At 69.3% G+C, this 15,934-nt stretch carries 15 protein-coding genes; 5 read left to right on the plus strand and 10 right to left on the minus strand.

Annotation, left to right across the window (positions count from 1 at the left end; all coding sequences use genetic code 11):
- Positions 1 to 158 precede the first annotated feature (158 nt).
- The 7 genes from LQ566_RS15385 to LQ566_RS15415 form a co-directional block, all read right to left on the minus strand.
- Entirely contained in the window at positions 159 to 1,610 is a 1,452-nt protein-coding gene (locus LQ566_RS15385; protein WP_231092655.1) for a catalase, read from the minus strand.
- On the minus strand, positions 1,603 to 2,052 hold the full coding sequence (locus LQ566_RS15390) for a Fur family transcriptional regulator (protein ID WP_231092656.1): 450 nt from the start codon (positions 2,050 to 2,052) through the stop codon (positions 1,603 to 1,605). Before LQ566_RS15390 ends, LQ566_RS15385 begins: the two co-directional genes overlap by 8 nt.
- A 140-nt stretch (positions 2,053 to 2,192) precedes the next feature.
- Positions 2,193 to 3,500, minus strand: a complete 1,308-nt coding sequence (locus LQ566_RS15395) for a DUF58 domain-containing protein (protein WP_231092657.1) — start codon at positions 3,498 to 3,500, stop codon at positions 2,193 to 2,195.
- 1 nt (position 3,501) lies between these two features.
- Entirely contained in the window at positions 3,502 to 4,476 is a 975-nt protein-coding gene (locus tag LQ566_RS15400; RefSeq protein WP_231092658.1) for an AAA family ATPase, read from the minus strand.
- A complete protein-coding gene (locus tag LQ566_RS15405) occupies positions 4,473 to 5,651 on the minus strand; it encodes a DUF4350 domain-containing protein (RefSeq protein WP_231092659.1) in 1,179 nt (392 codons plus the stop codon). The genes LQ566_RS15400 and LQ566_RS15405 overlap by 4 nt, the downstream gene beginning before the upstream one ends.
- Positions 5,648 to 6,328: a DUF4129 domain-containing protein gene (locus tag LQ566_RS15410; RefSeq protein WP_231092660.1), complete on the minus strand. Its 681-nt coding sequence runs from the start codon at positions 6,326 to 6,328 to the stop codon at positions 5,648 to 5,650. The genes LQ566_RS15405 and LQ566_RS15410 overlap by 4 nt, the downstream gene beginning before the upstream one ends.
- Complete coding sequence (locus tag LQ566_RS15415) at positions 6,312 to 7,853, minus strand: DUF7847 domain-containing protein (protein WP_231092661.1); 1,542 nt, start codon at positions 7,851 to 7,853, stop codon at positions 6,312 to 6,314. The genes LQ566_RS15410 and LQ566_RS15415 overlap by 17 nt, the downstream gene beginning before the upstream one ends.
- Before the next feature lie 183 nt (positions 7,854 to 8,036).
- Between LQ566_RS15415 and mtrA the strand changes: the two genes are divergently transcribed.
- The 5 genes from mtrA (at position 8,037) to hpf (ending at position 13,626) form a co-directional block, all read left to right on the plus strand.
- Positions 8,037 to 8,717: an MtrAB system response regulator MtrA gene (gene mtrA, locus LQ566_RS15420; RefSeq protein ID WP_231092662.1), complete on the plus strand. Its 681-nt coding sequence runs from the start codon at positions 8,037 to 8,039 to the stop codon at positions 8,715 to 8,717.
- Positions 8,718 to 8,721: 4 nt separating this feature from the next.
- Entirely contained in the window at positions 8,722 to 10,413 is a 1,692-nt protein-coding gene (gene mtrB, locus LQ566_RS15425) for an MtrAB system histidine kinase MtrB (RefSeq protein WP_231092663.1), read from the plus strand.
- Complete coding sequence (locus tag LQ566_RS15430) at positions 10,410 to 12,110, plus strand: LpqB family beta-propeller domain-containing protein (protein ID WP_231092664.1); 1,701 nt, start codon at positions 10,410 to 10,412, stop codon at positions 12,108 to 12,110. The genes mtrB and LQ566_RS15430 overlap by 4 nt, the downstream gene beginning before the upstream one ends.
- Before the next feature lie 97 nt (positions 12,111 to 12,207).
- Positions 12,208 to 12,876 carry a ComF family protein gene (locus LQ566_RS15435; RefSeq protein ID WP_231092665.1) on the plus strand — a complete coding sequence of 223 codons (669 nt, stop codon included), beginning with the start codon at positions 12,208 to 12,210 and terminating at the stop codon, positions 12,874 to 12,876.
- 87 nt (positions 12,877 to 12,963) lie between these two features.
- Complete coding sequence (gene hpf / locus LQ566_RS15440; protein WP_231092666.1) at positions 12,964 to 13,626, plus strand: ribosome hibernation-promoting factor, HPF/YfiA family; 663 nt, start codon at positions 12,964 to 12,966, stop codon at positions 13,624 to 13,626.
- A 63-nt stretch (positions 13,627 to 13,689) separates the two neighbouring features.
- Here the strand turns inward: hpf and LQ566_RS15445 are convergent, their stop codons facing one another.
- From LQ566_RS15445 to LQ566_RS15450, 3 genes are all read right to left on the minus strand, one after another.
- Positions 13,690 to 15,003: a hypothetical protein gene (locus tag LQ566_RS15445; RefSeq protein ID WP_231092667.1), complete on the minus strand. Its 1,314-nt coding sequence runs from the start codon at positions 15,001 to 15,003 to the stop codon at positions 13,690 to 13,692.
- 68 nt (positions 15,004 to 15,071) lie between these two features.
- Entirely contained in the window at positions 15,072 to 15,194 is a 123-nt protein-coding gene (locus LQ566_RS17560; RefSeq protein WP_269143251.1) for a hypothetical protein, read from the minus strand.
- A gap of 127 nt (positions 15,195 to 15,321) precedes the next feature.
- On the minus strand, positions 15,322 to 15,915 hold the full coding sequence (locus LQ566_RS15450) for a PadR family transcriptional regulator (RefSeq protein WP_231092668.1): 594 nt from the start codon (positions 15,913 to 15,915) through the stop codon (positions 15,322 to 15,324).
- Positions 15,916 to 15,934 lie beyond the last annotated feature (19 nt).

A 15,934-nucleotide genomic window follows, 5' to 3' on the forward strand; every position in this document is an offset into this window, starting at 1 on the left:
GACTGTTGTGGGGGCACCGCTGGTTCGTCGCTGATCGTATCGGCCCCGCGCTTTCCCGGGGAGAGCGACGCACACCTAGCCGCAAAGCTGTGTCATCGGCTCCGCACGCAAAAAGGGGGCCGGACCATGTGGTCCGGCCCCCTTTTGAGGGTGAGCGATCAGGCGCCGACGCGCTGGCGGATGGTGGCGCCGAGGGTGGCGTCCACATTCGTCCAGTACTGGATGAAGCGCTCCTTGATGCGGTCCTGCGTGAGGGCGGCGTACTGACCGAGCAGCACCTCCAGGAAGCGGGCCTTCTGGGCATCGTCGTACACGTCGCGGTACAGGGTTCCGGCCTGGCCGAAGTCGTCGTCCTCGGCGTGCAGCGTGTACGCGGAGCGCACGAGCTCGCCGTCGTTCTCCCAGCTGCCCTCGACACCGCGTGCCGGGTCGGCCGCGGGGCCACCGTAGGAGTTCGGGGTGTAGACGCGGGCGTCCGCCGGGTTGAACAGGAACTGCATGTTGCCCTCGTGCATGTAGTTGTTCACGGGGGCGGCGTGCGGCTGGTTCACCGGCAGCTGGTTGTAGTTGGTGCCGATGCGGTGGCGCTGTGCGTCCGGGTAGGCGAACACGCGTGCCATGAGCATCTTGTCCGGCGAGATGCCGGTTCCGGGGACCTGGTTGCCGGGCGAGAAGGCGGCCTGCTCGATCTCCGCGAAGAAGTTCTGCGGGTTGCGGTTCAGCGTGAAGTGGCCCACCGGGATGAGCGGGTAGTCCGCGTGCGACCACGTCTTGGTGAGGTCGAACGGGTTGAAGCGATAGGTCTTCGCCTCCTCGTACGGCATGATCTGGACCGAGACGTCCCAGGTGGGGAAGTCGCCGTTCTCGATGGCCGTGAACAGATCGCGACGGTAGTAGTCCGCGTCCGCACCGGCGATGCGCTCGGCCTCTTCCGGGGACATCGCCACGACACCCTGACGGGTGTGGAAGTGGTACTTGACCCAGAACCGCTCGCCGGCGGCGTTGATCCACTGGTAGGTGTGCGAGCCGTAGCCGTTGAGGTGCCGCCACGACTTCGACAGACCGCGGTCGCCCATGAGGTAGGTCACCTGGTGCGCGCTCTCAGGCGAGAGCGTCCAGAAGTCCCACTGCATGTCCGCATCGCGCAGACCCGACTGACCGAGGCGCTTCTGGGAGTGGATGAAGTCGGGGAACTTGATCCCGTCGCGGATGAAGAACGTGGGGGTGTTGTTTCCCACGATGTCGAGGTTGCCCTCCGTGGTGTAGAAGCGCAGCGAGAAGCCGCGCACGTCGCGCCAGGTGTCGGGGGAGCCCTGCTCACCGGCGACGGAGCTGAAGCGGATGAGCGTCTCGCTGGTGGTGCCCTTCTGGAACACCGCCGCGCGGGTGTACTGCGACACGTCCTCGGTGATGACGAGCTCGCCGAATGCCCCGCCGCCCTTGGCGTGCGGGTTGCGCTCCGGCACGCGCTCGCGGTTGAAGGAGGCGAGTTTCTCCACCAGGTAGCGGTCGTGAAGGGCGGTGACACCGTCAGCGCCGACCGTCAGCGAGAACTGGTCGCTGGCGACGGGCGTGCCGGTCTGGGTGGTGGTGAAGTTGGCTTCAGCCATGTCCATTCCTTTCGCAGTCTGAACAGATGGCACGGAAGGTGACGGTTGCTTCCAACACGCGCATTCCGTGGTCTTGAGAGGGAATCAAGCAGGGGGCGTGCCCGACGGTGCACTCCACGTCCTCCACCCGCCCGCAGACGATGCACTGCAGATGGTGGTGGTTGTCGACGTACTCGAGTTCGTAGAGGGCGCGATCGGCATCGGGCAGGCTCACGCGGCGGACGATGCCCGCGTCGGTGAGATCTCCCACCACGCCGTGCACGGTCGGCAGGGCAATGCCCGGGACCGCGTCGCGGATCGCGCCGTGGATGGCATCGACCGAGGCATGGGGGTGGGTGGCGAGAGCGGTGTACACCGCCACGCGCTGCGCGGTGACCCGGAGACCGGCACCGCGCAGCACGTTCGCCACGTGCTCCGCCGTCGGTTTCTCCCGGTGTGCCATGCCGTCGAGTCTACGCGCTTTTCTGACTCATTCGTAAATACGACTCGCCCGTGATTCGATGCCATCGTCGTATGGCGCACTCCGTGGGCGGAGGTCGCCGCGTTGCGCGGATTCTCGCCCACAGAGAGAGGTCTCGCGGGCTAGAGCCGGCCCTGGGCCTTGAGCTCGAGGTAGCGATCGGCGATGCGTGGCGGCAGGTCCTCGGGTGTGTCGGCGATGGCGTCGCCGCCCGAGCGCTCCACGGCGTAGGCGACGAGTGCCGCCTCGTGCGCGGTCTGCTCTCCGGCCGCCGCCCGGTAGACGGCGTCGGCATCTCCGCGCTCGGCAGCGATCTCATCCAGCGCGGTGTCCGTCGCCGACCCCACCACCAGCCGCGCGCCCCGCGGGACCAGCCCGAGCGAGGTCAGGAAGGCTCGCGAGCTCAGCGGCTCGTCCTGCGCGGTGAGGATGACCAGCAGCGACGGGCGCACGCCCAGCGCGCGGGTCTGGGCAAGCGCCGCATCCCAGTCGGTGTCGATCAGCTGCGCATCGACACCCGCCATTGCGTCGGTGAGCGCGGGCAGCAGCCCGGGGCCGTCCACGCCGGTCACCCGTGCCCGAACGACGCGATCGAACATCAGAAGGTGCACGTGATCACCGGCTCGCTGTGCCAGCGCCGCGAGCAGCAGCGTGGCCTCCATGGCGGCGTCCAGGCGCGTGGCATCGCCCACACGGGTGGCAGCCGTGCGCCCGGTGTCGATGATCACCACGACGTGCCGGTCACGCTCGGGCCGCCAGGTGCGGAGCATCGTCGTGCCGGCACGGGCGGTGGCACGCCAGTCGATCGAGCGGACGTCGTCACCGCGGACGTACTCGCGCAGCGAGTCGAACTCCGTGCCCTGCCCGCGCACCTGGATGGACGTGTTGCCGTCGAGCTCCTTGAGCCGCGCCACGCGGGAGGCCAGGTGCCTTCGCGAGGAGAACGCCGGGAGCACCCGGATGCGGCCTTCACTGTGCAGGCTCGCCTGTCGGCCGGCCAGGCCCAGGGGGCCGGCCGAACGCACGGTGACGAAGGCGCTGCGCAGTTCACCCCGGCGCCGGGGGAGAAGCGCAATGACGATCGAGCGTCGCTCCCCCGCAGGGATGACGACGTGCTCGCGGCGTTGCGGCGCGCCGGCCGTCGGCTGCCAGGCATCTCGCACCACCAGGACAGCGCGCCGAGCACCGTGGTTGGTGAGGATCAGCTCGGTGCGGACCGGCTCCCCGAGACGTGAGCGCCCGGGGACGTCCCGGTCCACCGCGAGCCGTCGGGGATCTGCGGCGAGGGCGGTGTCCGCGACCACGAGGGCGAGCACCAGCACCACCCACAACAGCAGCATCGTCCAGGCACTGATGCCCATGCTCGGAGAGAGCACGACGGGCACCACGCCGAGGGCGAGGACAACGGGGGCACGGCCGGTCAGATACACGTCAGATCGGTACCCGGGTCTGCGCGAGGACGCTGGTGAGCACCGAGTCCGCCGACACGCCTTCGATCTCGGCCTCGGGACGCAACTGCAGCCGGTGCCGCCACACGGGCACGACCATGGCCTGCACGTGATCGGGCGTGATCGCCGGAAATCCGCCCAGCCACGCCCACGCCTTCGCGGCCGCCAGCAGAGCTGTGGAGGCGCGCGGGCTCACTCCCACCTGCACCGACGGGCTGCTGCGCGTGGCCCGGGCGAGATCGACGATGTAGGCGAGCACGTCGTCCGTCACCGCGACGCGGGCGACGGCCGCCTGCGCCGCGGCGATCTCGGCGGGGGTCACCACCGTCTGCAGGCCGGCCGATTCCAGCGATCGCGGGGTGAAGCCGGCGGCGTGACGGCGGAGCACGTCCACCTCGGCGTCGCGACCGGGCACCTCCACGATGAGCTTGAGCAGGAACCGGTCCAGCTGGGCCTCAGGCAGCGTGTAGGTGCCCTCCTGCTCGATCGGGTTCTGCGTGGCGGCCACCAGGAAGGGCTCGGGAAGACGGCGGCTGACGCCGTCGCTGGAGACCTGTCGCTCCTCCATCGCCTCAAGCAGCGCGGACTGTGTCTTCGGCGGCGTACGGTTGATCTCGTCAGCCAGAAGCACGTTCGTGAAGACGGGCCCCTCGCGGAACTCGAACTCGCCCGAGCGGGCGTCGTAGATCAGCGAGCCAGAGACGTCGCCGGGCATCAGGTCGGGGGTGAACTGGATGCGCTTGGTGTCCAGCCCGATCGCACGTGCGAACGAGCGCACCAGCAGGGTCTTCGCCACCCCGGGCACGCCTTCCAGCAGGACGTGCCCGCGTGCGAGGAGCGCGATGAGCAGGCCGGTGACCGTTCCGTCCTGGCCGACGACCGCCTTGCCCACCTCCCAGCGGACGCGGTTGATCGCGTCGCGGGTGGGGTCCGGGGTGGAGTATCCGGGTGTGCTCACGAGCGCTTCCCTTCGGTTCGTACGGCGGCGCGGATCGCCGCTTCCCATTGTGCGAGTCGGTCGCTGAGCTCGACGAGCTCGGCGTCGGTGCCCGGCTCCGGGCCGGTGAGGAGGGCTCGCAGGGCGTCACGGGGGCCGGCGACAGCGGCCGCGGCCGCCTCGATCACAGCATCCGTGGTCGCACCGCGTCCCATTCCGAGGAGGCGGCCCAGCTCGGCGGTGCTGCGCCGGCGGAGGATACGCGCCGCGTGCCCGGTGTCCCGAGCCCGTGCATAGAGGCGGGCGCGCCCCTCCAGGGTCTCCGATGCCCGGACCGTGACCGGCAGCCGCTCCGCGACCAGAGGACCGAATCGCCGGCCGCGCCAGATCGCCGCGACCGCAGCGGTCAGTGCCAGAAGCACGAGTGCGGGGGTGACCCACCCGGGGGTGAGATCGGCCAGAGTGGCATCCGAGGTGCCCTGCGCATCGCTGTCGTTCCAGCTGGGGACGTACCAGACGAGCGAGTCGTGCTGGCCGAGGAGGGCCAGCGCCAGCGCCGCGTTGCCGTTCTCGGTGATGTGCGCGTTCGTGAACAGCAGTGATGCATCCAGCGCGGTCACCGTTCGCCCCTCGCCCGACTGCGAGATCAGCGCCGCGCCACCGCCCGCGGGGAAACAGGCGATCTCGCCGCCCGTCATCAGGGCGCCGGGACGGATCGTTCCGGCGCTACTCGCGGCGGGGAGGTCGCAGTGCGCGTCGACCGCTGTCGTTCCGTAGCCGACGATCTCCGCGCCCGGGATGGCCAGATCCAGCACGGCGGAGCTCGGGCTCAGCAGCACCGTGGCGGGCGCCGCGTCGATCATCGCCCGAACCGAGTCATCCGACAGTGCGAACGGATCGGGAAGCACGAGCGTGCCTGCACCGCCGTCGAGCAGCTGGGTGACGTCCGAACGGGCGCGCACCACCTCCACCGTGACGCCGTGATCGCGCAGCACTTCGACCAGAGCCCGGTAGCCGTCGGGGCCGTGGCTTTCGGGATCGGTGCGATCCTTCTCCGACACCGTGAACGCGCTCGCGGACCACAGCAGCAGCCCGGAGGCGACGGCGACGATGACGACCACGACGAGCCACCCTCGCCATCCCCGCCGGCGGCGGGAGACCAGCGGCGTGCCCGCCTCCTGCGCTGTGCGGGTCATACGGTCACCGCCGTGAGCTCCGGGAGGGCGGCGGGACGGGTGCGCTCCAGGCGCTCGTCGGTGCCGGTGATGCGCTCGAACGCGTCGGCGGTGCCGGGCTGTCGGAGGTAACGGACGGCGTCGAACAGGTCTGCCGCGATGTTCAGCTCTGCGACCTCGCCGGGGAACGCGGCGGCAGCCTGCGCCGCGAAGGCGTGCACGGTGGCTCCGGGCCCGAGGCGCACCGCTCCGCGTTCGGACAGGCCGCGCGCCAGTGCCCGGAAGCGGAGGATCACGGCTTCATCCCAGTCGCTCGCCGCGGCTGCCTGGCGGGCCGCGCGTCGGAGCTCTGCGGCGGTGCGGGTCTCCTCCTCGCCGAAGAGCAGGTCGTCGGCGGTGAGCCGCGACGTCGCGCGTGCCCGCGGCACACCCCACACGATGACGGCCGCGACGATGATCGCCACGATCAGCACACCGATGATGGCGGCGACGACCATGCCGCCGCCCGGTCCGATCTGCGGATTGAGGATGCTCGAGATGAAATCGCTGATGGCCTTCGCCATCTGGTCGAACCAGGTGGGCTGGGCCTCGGCGTAGGCCGGCTTGGCCAGCTCGTCCTCGAGCCAGGAGCGGGCCTCGTCCGGGTCCGGAACCAGGGGGATCTCGGAGAATCCGATCACGTCAGCGGGACTGCTCATCATGCGAGGGATCGACGGGAGCGGCGTACGGATCGCCGGGGGCGCCCTCATTGTGCTGCGGGGTCGGCGGCGCGACGAAGGGCTGCTGTGCGCTCGCGGCCGGGTACGCGGGTTCCTGTCCGTACGTCGGTGCAGCAGGGCCCTGTCCGTATGTGGGTGCCTGTCCGTTTGCGGGTGTCTGCCCGTATGCGGGTGTCTGCCCGTATGTGGGTGCCTGTCCGTATGTGGGTGCCTGCCCGTATGTGGGTGTCTGCCCGTATGTGGGTGCCTGTCCGTATGCGGGTGCCTGTCCGTACGCGGGGTTCTGCGGGTAGCCGGACGTCTGCGGATACGTGGCGTACCCCGGTGTCGCGGGGGTCGCTGTGTATCCGGATCCGTAGCCGGGCGACATCGGGTAGGGCCCACCGGAACCGTATCCGGGTGCGCCCCCCGCGGGGGACGGCGTGTGCACCCGAGCGGGGTCGTATGCGAAGGGATCCGAGGTGGGCTCGCCGAGATCACGCCGCTCCACGTACGCCAGCAGATCGGCGTCGAGGCCCTCGCGTCGCATGCGGGCGTCGGTGTAGCAGAGCGTGAGCGCCGTCGCGTTGACCACGAGACCCACAGACTGGATCACGACCTGCACGACCAGCGACGGCAGCGTGGCGATGAACAGCGTGTTCATCATCGCCGAGAAGTCGCTGGGGGTGCCCGTCGGGGAGAAAACGGCGGCTCCGAGGCCCGTGATCATCTGCACGACCGAACCGACGATGCCGGCGATCGTTCCGAAGGCCAGGTTGATGAGGATGCTCACGCCGAACACCACCCAGAAGCGACTACGAGTCAGCGTCCAGGAGCGGCCGATCGCGGAGCGGATGCCGGCGCGCTCCAGCACGATGGCGGATGTCACCAGAGAGAGCTTCGTGTTGAGCCAGAGGAAGAGGACGAACACGCCCAGGATCAGGAGGATGACGAGGATGACCGTGATCGCGATGCCGCCGCGGCCCAGACTCATCGATGCCCCGACGGCCACCGCGATGATCACGACGGCCGGCACGGCGATGACGACCGCCATCGCCAGGCCGATGAGGAAGGTGTAGCCGATCAGCCTGCCGAGAACCGGGGTGACCCGCCGCCACAGCTGTCCCAGGGTCTGCCGCTCGGCCACGACGCCGCCCGCGACGTCCGCCGCGACGACGGCCTGCACCACGATGGTGACGCATTGCATCACCAGACCGATCACCAATGTGCCCAGGAAGATCAGCAGGGAGTTGCCCGCCACGATCGTGCTGTAGTCGTCGGACGCGAGCGACGCCGTCTCCAGGCGTGGCATCGTGAGCAGCAGCAGACCGGTGATTCCCAGCGTCCCGAGGACGCTGACGCCCACCTGGAAACAGACCGCAAACCCGAAGAGCACCTTGGGGTTGTGGCGCAGCGCGCTGAAGGAGCGACCGAGGATCTGGCCGAAACTGAGCGGGTGCAGCGGGATGATCCCCGGTTGTGGCGCAGGAGTCCACGCGGGATATGTGCCCGGATTCAGTGTCACGGTGAGCCCCCTCGATGCGTGTGATCCCCATCGTGTCACATGCGCATCGACCCTCGAAATCTCTCCACCGGATGCTCTCCGGCCGATCCTGCGCCGCTTCCCACCGTTCTGCAGGCGTGTCGATTACGCTGGAGCAGAGCCGACACCCGTCCGGCATGCTCGAACGAAGGACCATCCGTCGCTATGACGTCTCGCATCCTCGTCGTCGATGACGACACCGCGCTCGCGGAGATGATCGGTATCGTGCTGCGCACCGAAGGCTTCGAAACGGTGTTCTGCGCGGATGGGTCCGAAGCGGTGCAGGCGTTCCGCGATGAGAAGCCGGACCTGATCCTGCTCGATCTCATGCTTCCGGGTATGGACGGCATCGAGGTCTGCCGCCGCATCCGCACGGAGTCGGGCATCCCCGTCATCATGCTGACGGCGCGTGCTGACACGGCGGACGTGGTCACGGGCCTGGAAGCCGGCGCCGACGACTACATGGTCAAGCCCTTCAACCCGAAGGAGCTGGTCGCGCGCATTCGCACGCGGCTGCGTCCGACCACCGCGGGAGATTCCGAGGTGCTGCGCGTCGGCGATCTCACCATCGACGTGGCCGCACACGAGGTGCGCCGCGCCGACGAGGTGATCGCCCTCACGCCGCTGGAGTTCGAGCTGCTCGTCGCGCTGGCCTCCAAGCCGCAGCAGGTGTTCTCCCGCGAGATGCTCCTGGAACAGGTGTGGGGCTATCACTACAAGGCGGACACGCGGCTGGTGAACGTGCACGTGCAGCGCCTGCGCGCGAAGGTCGAGCTCGACCCGGACAACCCGCGGATCGTGACCACGGTGCGCGGTGTCGGCTACCGCGCTGGCGCGGTGGAATGAGCTCATGAGCCTCGAGGCACGCCTCGCGGCGGAAGGCGGCATCCGCGGCTGGGCCGCGCGCATCGGCCGTTCCTGGAACTCCTCGTTGCGGTTTCGCACCACCGCGACCGCGGTGTCGCTGACGGCCATTGCCGTGCTGGTGTCGTTCGTGGTGATGAGCTTCGTCATTCAGAACTATCTGTTCACCTCGCGCTACGAGCAGGTCGCCTCCGACGCTCGTCGGGCCTCCGAGGCGGCACAGGAGCTCCTCAACCGGGCCGACCTCGCCGGCGGCCGCTCGACCCTGATCCCCACGCTGCAGACGATGAACCAGGACCTCATCGAACGCTCCGCGAGCGATCAGGGAGCGATGCTGCGCATCGACACCGACGTGCCGGTGGACAACGTCTGGCAGGACCGGCTCTGGGGAGATCTGGATCCCGCGATCATCACCGCTGAGCTGCGCGCCCAGGTCCAGGACAAGCCCGATGGCATGTGGTGGCAGTCGACCCAGATCACCCAGGACGGCCAGCCGGTGGCCGCGATCATCATCGGCCGTCAGCTGGATCTGCCCGAATACGGGGCCTACGCGCTGTACCTCGTGTACGACCTCAGCTCCGCGTCGCAGACGCTCGGGTTCTTGCAGCTCATGTTGTGGATCGCCGGTCTGCTGCTGCTGGTGGTGGTCGGACTGATTTCCTGGTTCGTTGTTCGGCAGGTCGCCGCTCCCGTGGCGCAGACCGCGCTGACCAGCGCCCGCTTCGCCGGCGGCGATCTCGGGGTGCGCGTCCAGGTGCGTGGCGATGACGAGATCGCGGCGCTCGGTCGCTCCTTCAACGCGATGGCCGACAGCCTGGAATCCCAGATCAAGGAGCTGGCGGATCTGTCGCTGGTGCAGCAGCGCTTCGTCTCAGACGTCTCGCACGAGCTGCGCACGCCGCTGACCACCATCAAGCTCGCCGCCGACATGCTGAACATGCAGCGCGACGACTTCGATCCGGTCACCGCGCGCTCGGCGGAGCTGCTCCAGACGCAGGTGGAGCGGTTCGAGGTGCTCCTCACCGACCTGCTGGAGATCAGCCGATACGATGCGGGTTCCGTGCAGCTGGAGCTGGAACCCACCAGCGTCGCGCAGCTCGCCGAGGACTGCATCGAGGGCATGCAGCAGCTCGCCGAGCAGCGCGGGTCGGACATCCGCCTGGTCGCGCCCGGCGGCTACTCGCCGATCGACATCGATCCGCGCCGCATCCGGCGGATCGTGCGCAACCTGCTCGGCAACGCCATCGAGCACGGTGAAGGGCGCCCCATCGTGGTCACCGTCGACAGTGATCAGCACGTCGTGGCTCTGGGCGTGCGCGATTACGGCATCGGGATGACGCCCCAGGACGCCGAGCGGGTGTTTGACCGGTTCTGGCGCGCGGACCCGTCGCGCAAGCGCACGATCGGGGGGACGGGCCTCGGCCTGTCCATCGCGCTCGGCGACGCGAAGCTGCACCACGGCACGCTGGAGGTGTGGTCGCGTCCCGGTGAGGGCACCAACTTCGTCCTCGTGCTGCCGCGGGACGGGGAGACGCTCTCCACGTTGTCGCCGGTGCCTCTGGAGCCGAGCGATGCCGGTGCCGCGCTCGAGCAGCTCGGCATCACCCAGCCGATCCTCGTGGCGGGTCTGACCAGTGCCGTCGCCAAGAAGAGCACAGCGGAGGAGGAGCCTTCATGATGACCGGGAACATCCGTCGCGGCAGCGGCGTCGCCGCTGCGCTCGTGCTCGCGCTCGCACTCTCCGGCTGTGGGGCGATGCCCACGTCGTCCTCGGTGCAGGCCGTCGTGCTCGACCAGCCGCTCGGCGGCGAGGAGCAGATCGAGGTGCAGGCATCCGATCCGGTCAAGGGTTCCGACCCCGACCGGATCGTCCGCGACTTCATTCAGGCCGCGAACAGTCCGCGCGGGGACTTCGCCACCGCGCGGAAGTTCCTGGCGCCGTCCGTCGCCTGGCAGCCCAACCAGAGCGTGACGATCGACTCCTTCAACGAGCGCGAGCTATCCGAGGTGGCCGAAGACGGCACGGTCACCATGACGGTGAAGCCCGTTGCCGTGGTGGATGAGGAGGGGGTGTACCGGCAGGCCGCACCACAGCCGATCGTCCTCCCGTTCCAGCTCGAGAAGCAGCCGGCCGGCAGCCCGGACGCGGGGGAGTGGCGCATCACCTCCGCACCGGACGGCATCGTGATGGAGTCGAACCTGTTCTACGCCTCCTATCAGTCCACCTCCCTCATGTTCTTCGATCCCACCTTCCACTACCTCGTGCCGGATCAGCGCTACTTCCCCAAGCTGGGCGCGGCCGAACGCACCGTGGCCGCACTGCTGCGTGGGCCGAGCGCCGACATCGCCCCGGCCGTGCGCACGGCCATCCCCGACGGCACGACGCTGCAGGACGGCTCCGTCGTGCAGGCCGACAGCGGCACGACGGTCTCGTTCGCGGAGCTTCCCACCGACGACTCCCGCACTCTCGGGCTCATGAAGCTGCAGCTCGAACGCAGCCTCGGCGCCTCGTCGGTGACGATGAGCGTCGGGGCGACGGCGCTGTCGCCCGCCCCGCAGACCGTGGATGCGGGGACCGTGGACAGCACGCTCTTCGCGCTCACCGCCAACGGCGCCGTCACGGTCAGCGGCAACAGTCTGACTCCCAGTGAGCTGCTCGCCGTCGACATCCACGAGACCTCGCCGAATGCGCTCGTCCTGATCAGCGGAACGGGGACCTCGGCGGCACCGGCCGTCGCCGTCGGGCGGGGGCAGGACGGCACCGTCTACCGGTACACCGACGACGCGGATCGTGTGGTGCTGGACAATCGCCCCGGTTTGATCGAGCCCACCGTGGATCCGGAAGGGTTCGTCTGGACCAGCAGCGCCGACCCGTCGTCGCTCAAGGTGAGCTCGCCACAGGATCAGGAGATCCCCCTCACGAGTGGGATCACCGAGCTGACGTCGGTGCAGGCGATGCAGATCTCGCGCGATGGCACACGGCTGGCGGTACTGGGAACGGAGGGCTCCTCCGCGATCCTCGGCTGGTTCCCGGTGCTGCGCGGGGCCGACGGCAAGCCCACGGGGCTCGGTGAGTTCAAGCGGCTGCGCGATCTGAGCGGTACCGGCCTGGACGTCGCGTGGCTCGACCCGCTCACCGTCGGCGTGCTGAGCCGCGAGGGCACGGACACCTGGTTCGGATCGGATTCGATCGGCGGCGTTCGCGATGGGTTCCGTGCTCCGGACGGCGCCGCACACCTGGCGGGCGTCAACCGCACCGCGAACGTGCGGCTGCTGAGCTCCGACGGCACGCTCTACTCGCGACGCAACTCGGTGTTCCAGAAGGTCGCCGACGGCATCACGGTGCTGGCGAACGTGCAGACCGTGATTCGCTGAGCGATCCGCTCCTGCCCAGGTCCTGTCCGCGCGGGAAACGGTGGAGGGCGAGCCGTGCGGGCCGCCGCAGGAACGTTGAGGGCGTCACGCTGGGTGTATGCGACGCCTGATCAGTGAACTCCTCGACCTCCTGGTTCCCTCTGCGTGTGTGCGATGCGGCATCGACGGCCCCGCGGTGTGCGAGCCCTGCATCCACGCACTGGACCGGGGCGGTCCTGCGCGACGCGGCACGGCGGGCGGGACGGCCGTGTTCAGCTCCTGGCGCTGGGAGGAGGCAGCGCCGGTGATGCGGGCGTACAAGGCCGGTCAGACGCCCTGCGCCCGGCCACTGGGCGCAGCGCTGCGCCGCGCCGTCGACGCCCTCGTCGCCGAGGTCCGCGCGGAGCGGGACTTCGGCGCTCAGCCGATCGCGCTGGTCCCGATCCCCTCGTCGGCGCGCTCCTATCGCCGACGGGGGTTTCACCCCGTCGAACTGATGGCGAGCCGCGGCGGGCTGCACTCCGTCCGTGTGCTTCGTCACACGCGCCGGGTGGCCGATCAGCGCGCGCTCGGGAGGCGGGATCGGGCGGCGAACATGGCCGGTGCGTTCGCCCTGCGCGGGGTGCTGAGACCCGGGTGTCCGGTCGTCCTGATCGACGACGTGGTCACCACCGGCGCCACACTGGACGCCGCTGCCGCGACTCTTCGCGCCGGTGGCGCACGCGTTCTCGGCGCCGCCACGGCGCTCAGCGCGGACCGAGATGACACACCGGCAAATGACAGGTGACATGTCGGCGTCCGGGGGCTACGGTGGACGACAACTAAGCGGCTGGGTCCGCCCGCCCCGTGGGCGGACCGGACAAGGAGGTCAGAGATGGAAATCAACTTCGCTGGTGTCGGCGTGGGGATCTCGGACCGGTTTCGCGAGGTGGCCGAGGAGAAGGCCGCCCGCGTCGGGACGCTCGCGCCGCGAGCGCAGCGCCTCGATGTGAAGGTCACCCATCACGCCTACAAGCAGGGCCGGATGGACGACGAGACCGTTGAGCTCACCCTGGTGGGCAAGGGCCCGATCGTACGGGCCGAGGCGACGGACGCAGACAAGTTCGTCGCGCTCGATCTCGCGCTGGACAAGCTCGCCGAGCAGATCCGTCGCGTGAAGGGCAAGCGCATCGAGGCGCGGGATCATCCGCGTGGTGCGCACTTCCAGAAGGGCGAGGGCCTCACCGGCATCGACTTGCAGCCTGCCTCGGCCGAGGTGCTCCGATCTGTGGCCACGGGTGAGATTCCGATCATCACCGGCAACGAGGACGAGCCCGACTACACCCCCGTCGTGATCCGCACGAAGCGGTTCGATGCGGAGTGGATGAGCGTCGAGGATGCGGTCGACCGCATGGAACTCGTCGGCCACGACTTCTTCCTCTTCGTGGACGCTCGCACCGACCACCCGTCCGTGGTCTACCGCCGCAAAGGCTGGGACTACGGCGTCATCTCGCTCACGACGCTCGCCCAGCCCACCGCGGCAGCGCAGGCGTCCTGACCCGATCACCCGAAGGGGCTGTGCAGCATCCGCTGCACAGCCCCTTCGTCGTGTGTCCTGGGCTCAGTCGAAGATGTCCCCGATGATGCCGCCGAGGATGGCCCCGCCGATCAGGCCGCCGAGCATGTCGCCGCCCGACATTCCGCGCCCGCCGCCGCGCGGGCCGTCCCAGCGGTCGTCGGGACGGGACGAGTCGATGTCTCGCTGTGCCAGCTGCAGCGCCTGTGCGGCGAGGCTGCCGGTGCGCCGTGCCAGCATCAGAGCCTGCTCCCGGGTGTCCTCCGGCTCGATGAGCTGGTCGATGTCCTGGCGCAGCCGCTCCGCCTCCGCCAGACGCGTGCGTGCGTCCGCGCCGATCCAGCCGCGATGCCCGGAGATGACGTTCTGGGCGACGGCCAGCTGCCGATCGGCGTCGTCCACGGCGTGACGGACGGTGGCGATGGGCGGCAGCGGTCGGGCGGCGCGCTCCACAGCCTTCGCAATGGCGTCATCGAGCGCGCTGTTGGCCTCGCGAAGCACCGACAGCTCGGTGAAGGGATCGGTGCGTGTGCCGGGCGCGGGCAGGGCCCGAAGCGCGGCGTCGAGTTGAGTGGCCGCTGCGGTGACCGCCGGCGAGCGGGGCGCGGTGCGAGCCCGGATGAGGTCTCCGCGGGAGTCGGCGATGACGTCCGCGAGCGTCGACTCGGCGCGCATCGCCTCGAGCTCGAAGTCGTCGATGCCGTCCAGGATGGTCGTGGCGCGTCTCACGGCCTCGGTCGCGGTCTCGAGCGCGAGGTTCGCCTCTTCGTTGCGACCGGCCTCGCGACGTCGCGCCGACACATTGGCGCTGTGCGAGGCGAAGGCGAGCAGGTTCTCGATCTCGTCGGCACCATTGCGGATCTGGCGCATGGCGTCGTCGTTGTAGCGCAGCTCGAGACGGGCGATGACTTCCTTCGCTCCCGGGACGCGCTCGCTCAGTGCGGCGGTGTCACGGCGGACGCCTTCGAGGATCTGCGGCGCTCGGCGCACCAGTTCGATACGGTCCTGGAGGGCTGCGGTCCGCTCGTCGAGCACGGATTCCGCCCATTCGCAGAGCTGGATGATGCGTGCGTTGCGGGTACGGGTCTCCTCGACGGTGTCGGGGATCTCGTCATGGTTGAGCTGATTGAGCTGATAGGCCTCACGCAGATGCGTGCGCACGGCGGTCAGCGCTTCGGCCAGGGGACCGACTGCTTTCTCGCCGAGCTCGGCGCGAGCGAACTCCAGCTCGTCGGTCGTCACGCGAATGCGCTCGTCCGCGGACACCAGGGCCGCTCCCGCGCGTCGGGCGAGATCCGCATCCGCCGCGTCCTGAGCTTCCTGTTCCTCGCGCCTGCGCCTGCCCCAGAAACCTGCCATGTGTTGATCCTAGGCGGCAGGTGCGGCGCGGGGCTGCGGGTTCGCTCAGCGCGCACTCACCCGCGCGCTCAGCGTTCGAGTTCGGCGCGGATGAGCTCGGTGATGTCGATCGGCTCCGTCGGAGGCAGCGTGAGCGCGGCGGGGTCGATGGCGGCGGAGAGGGTGAGAGTGGGGGGAACCTTGCTGGGCATCGTGTCCGTGCTCCTTCGATACATCATCGTCCGGTGTCGGATGAGGACTGCTTCATAGGGGTATGTCCGCAGCCGCACGAAAGGTCTCAGATGTCGGGAACTTTTTTCCGATCAGCTCCGCGACGGATCAGCTGCGCGACTTTGCGGGGCGGCCGCGCCGGGGGCGCTCGGTGGACAGCTCCAGTTCCAGTGCATGCTGCGGATGAACACGCAGGCGCTGCTCGGTGTGATCCAGCCACCGCGCCTCCGCCTCGGCCTGGAAGATCATCGAGTCGACCACCAGGGACCACGCCAGCTCCTCGGGGGAGTCCGGTGCCGGTCCGGCGTAGGAGGTGCGGTGGAGCTCCTGCAACTGGGCGAGCGTCGCCTGCCTCTGCGTCTGGATCACCGCGGTGACGTCCACGCCCGGAAGCGTGGCCGCGACGGCCAACTTGATGGCCAGCTCGTCTCGTGTGCCACCGGTGCGCGCCACAGCGGACGACAGCCAGGCGGTGACCTCCGAGCGTCCGGCGTCGGTGATCTCCCAGAACACATGGCCGGCGTCGTCCGGGTCACCGCGGCGTACCAGGCCGTCCCGTTCCAGGCGTTCGAGGGTGTTGTAGATCTGACCGACGTTCAGCGGCCACGTCGAACCGGTGCGGCGGTCGAACTCGGAGCGAAGCTGGTACCCGTAGCACGGCCCCTGATCGAGGATGGCGAGAAGGCTCTGGCGGACCGACATGTGACTCCCCAACGTTCCG

It is taken from the genome of Microbacterium nymphoidis, from assembly GCF_021044885.1.
GTDB classification, from domain to species: domain Bacteria; phylum Actinomycetota; class Actinomycetes; order Actinomycetales; family Microbacteriaceae; genus Microbacterium; species Microbacterium nymphoidis.

What these genes read in the sequence shown, in the direction of transcription:
- mtrA (WP_231092662.1), top strand. Translation starts at nt 8,037, where the DNA reads ATGACGTCTCGCATCCTCGTCGTCGATGACGACACCGCGCTCGCGGAG.
- LQ566_RS15385 (WP_231092655.1), bottom strand. Translation starts at nt 1,610, where the DNA reads ATGGCTGAAGCCAACTTCACCACCACCCAGACCGGCACGCCCGTCGCC.
- LQ566_RS17560 (WP_269143251.1), bottom strand. Translation starts at nt 15,194, where the DNA reads ATGCCCAGCAAGGTTCCCCCCACTCTCACCCTCTCCGCCGCCATCGAC.
- LQ566_RS15410 (WP_231092660.1), bottom strand. Translation starts at nt 6,328, where the DNA reads ATGAGCAGTCCCGCTGACGTGATCGGATTCTCCGAGATCCCCCTGGTT.
- LQ566_RS15405 (WP_231092659.1), bottom strand. Translation starts at nt 5,651, where the DNA reads ATGACCCGCACAGCGCAGGAGGCGGGCACGCCGCTGGTCTCCCGCCGC.
- mtrB (WP_231092663.1), top strand. Translation starts at nt 8,722, where the DNA reads ATGAGCCTCGAGGCACGCCTCGCGGCGGAAGGCGGCATCCGCGGCTGG.
- LQ566_RS15445 (WP_231092667.1), bottom strand. Translation starts at nt 15,003, where the DNA reads ATGGCAGGTTTCTGGGGCAGGCGCAGGCGCGAGGAACAGGAAGCTCAG.
- LQ566_RS15430 (WP_231092664.1), top strand. Translation starts at nt 10,410, where the DNA reads ATGATGACCGGGAACATCCGTCGCGGCAGCGGCGTCGCCGCTGCGCTC.
- LQ566_RS15435 (WP_231092665.1), top strand. Translation starts at nt 12,208, where the DNA reads ATGCGACGCCTGATCAGTGAACTCCTCGACCTCCTGGTTCCCTCTGCG.
- LQ566_RS15390 (WP_231092656.1), bottom strand. Translation starts at nt 2,052, where the DNA reads ATGGCACACCGGGAGAAACCGACGGCGGAGCACGTGGCGAACGTGCTG.
- hpf (WP_231092666.1), top strand. Translation starts at nt 12,964, where the DNA reads ATGGAAATCAACTTCGCTGGTGTCGGCGTGGGGATCTCGGACCGGTTT.
- LQ566_RS15450 (WP_231092668.1), bottom strand. Translation starts at nt 15,915, where the DNA reads ATGTCGGTCCGCCAGAGCCTTCTCGCCATCCTCGATCAGGGGCCGTGC.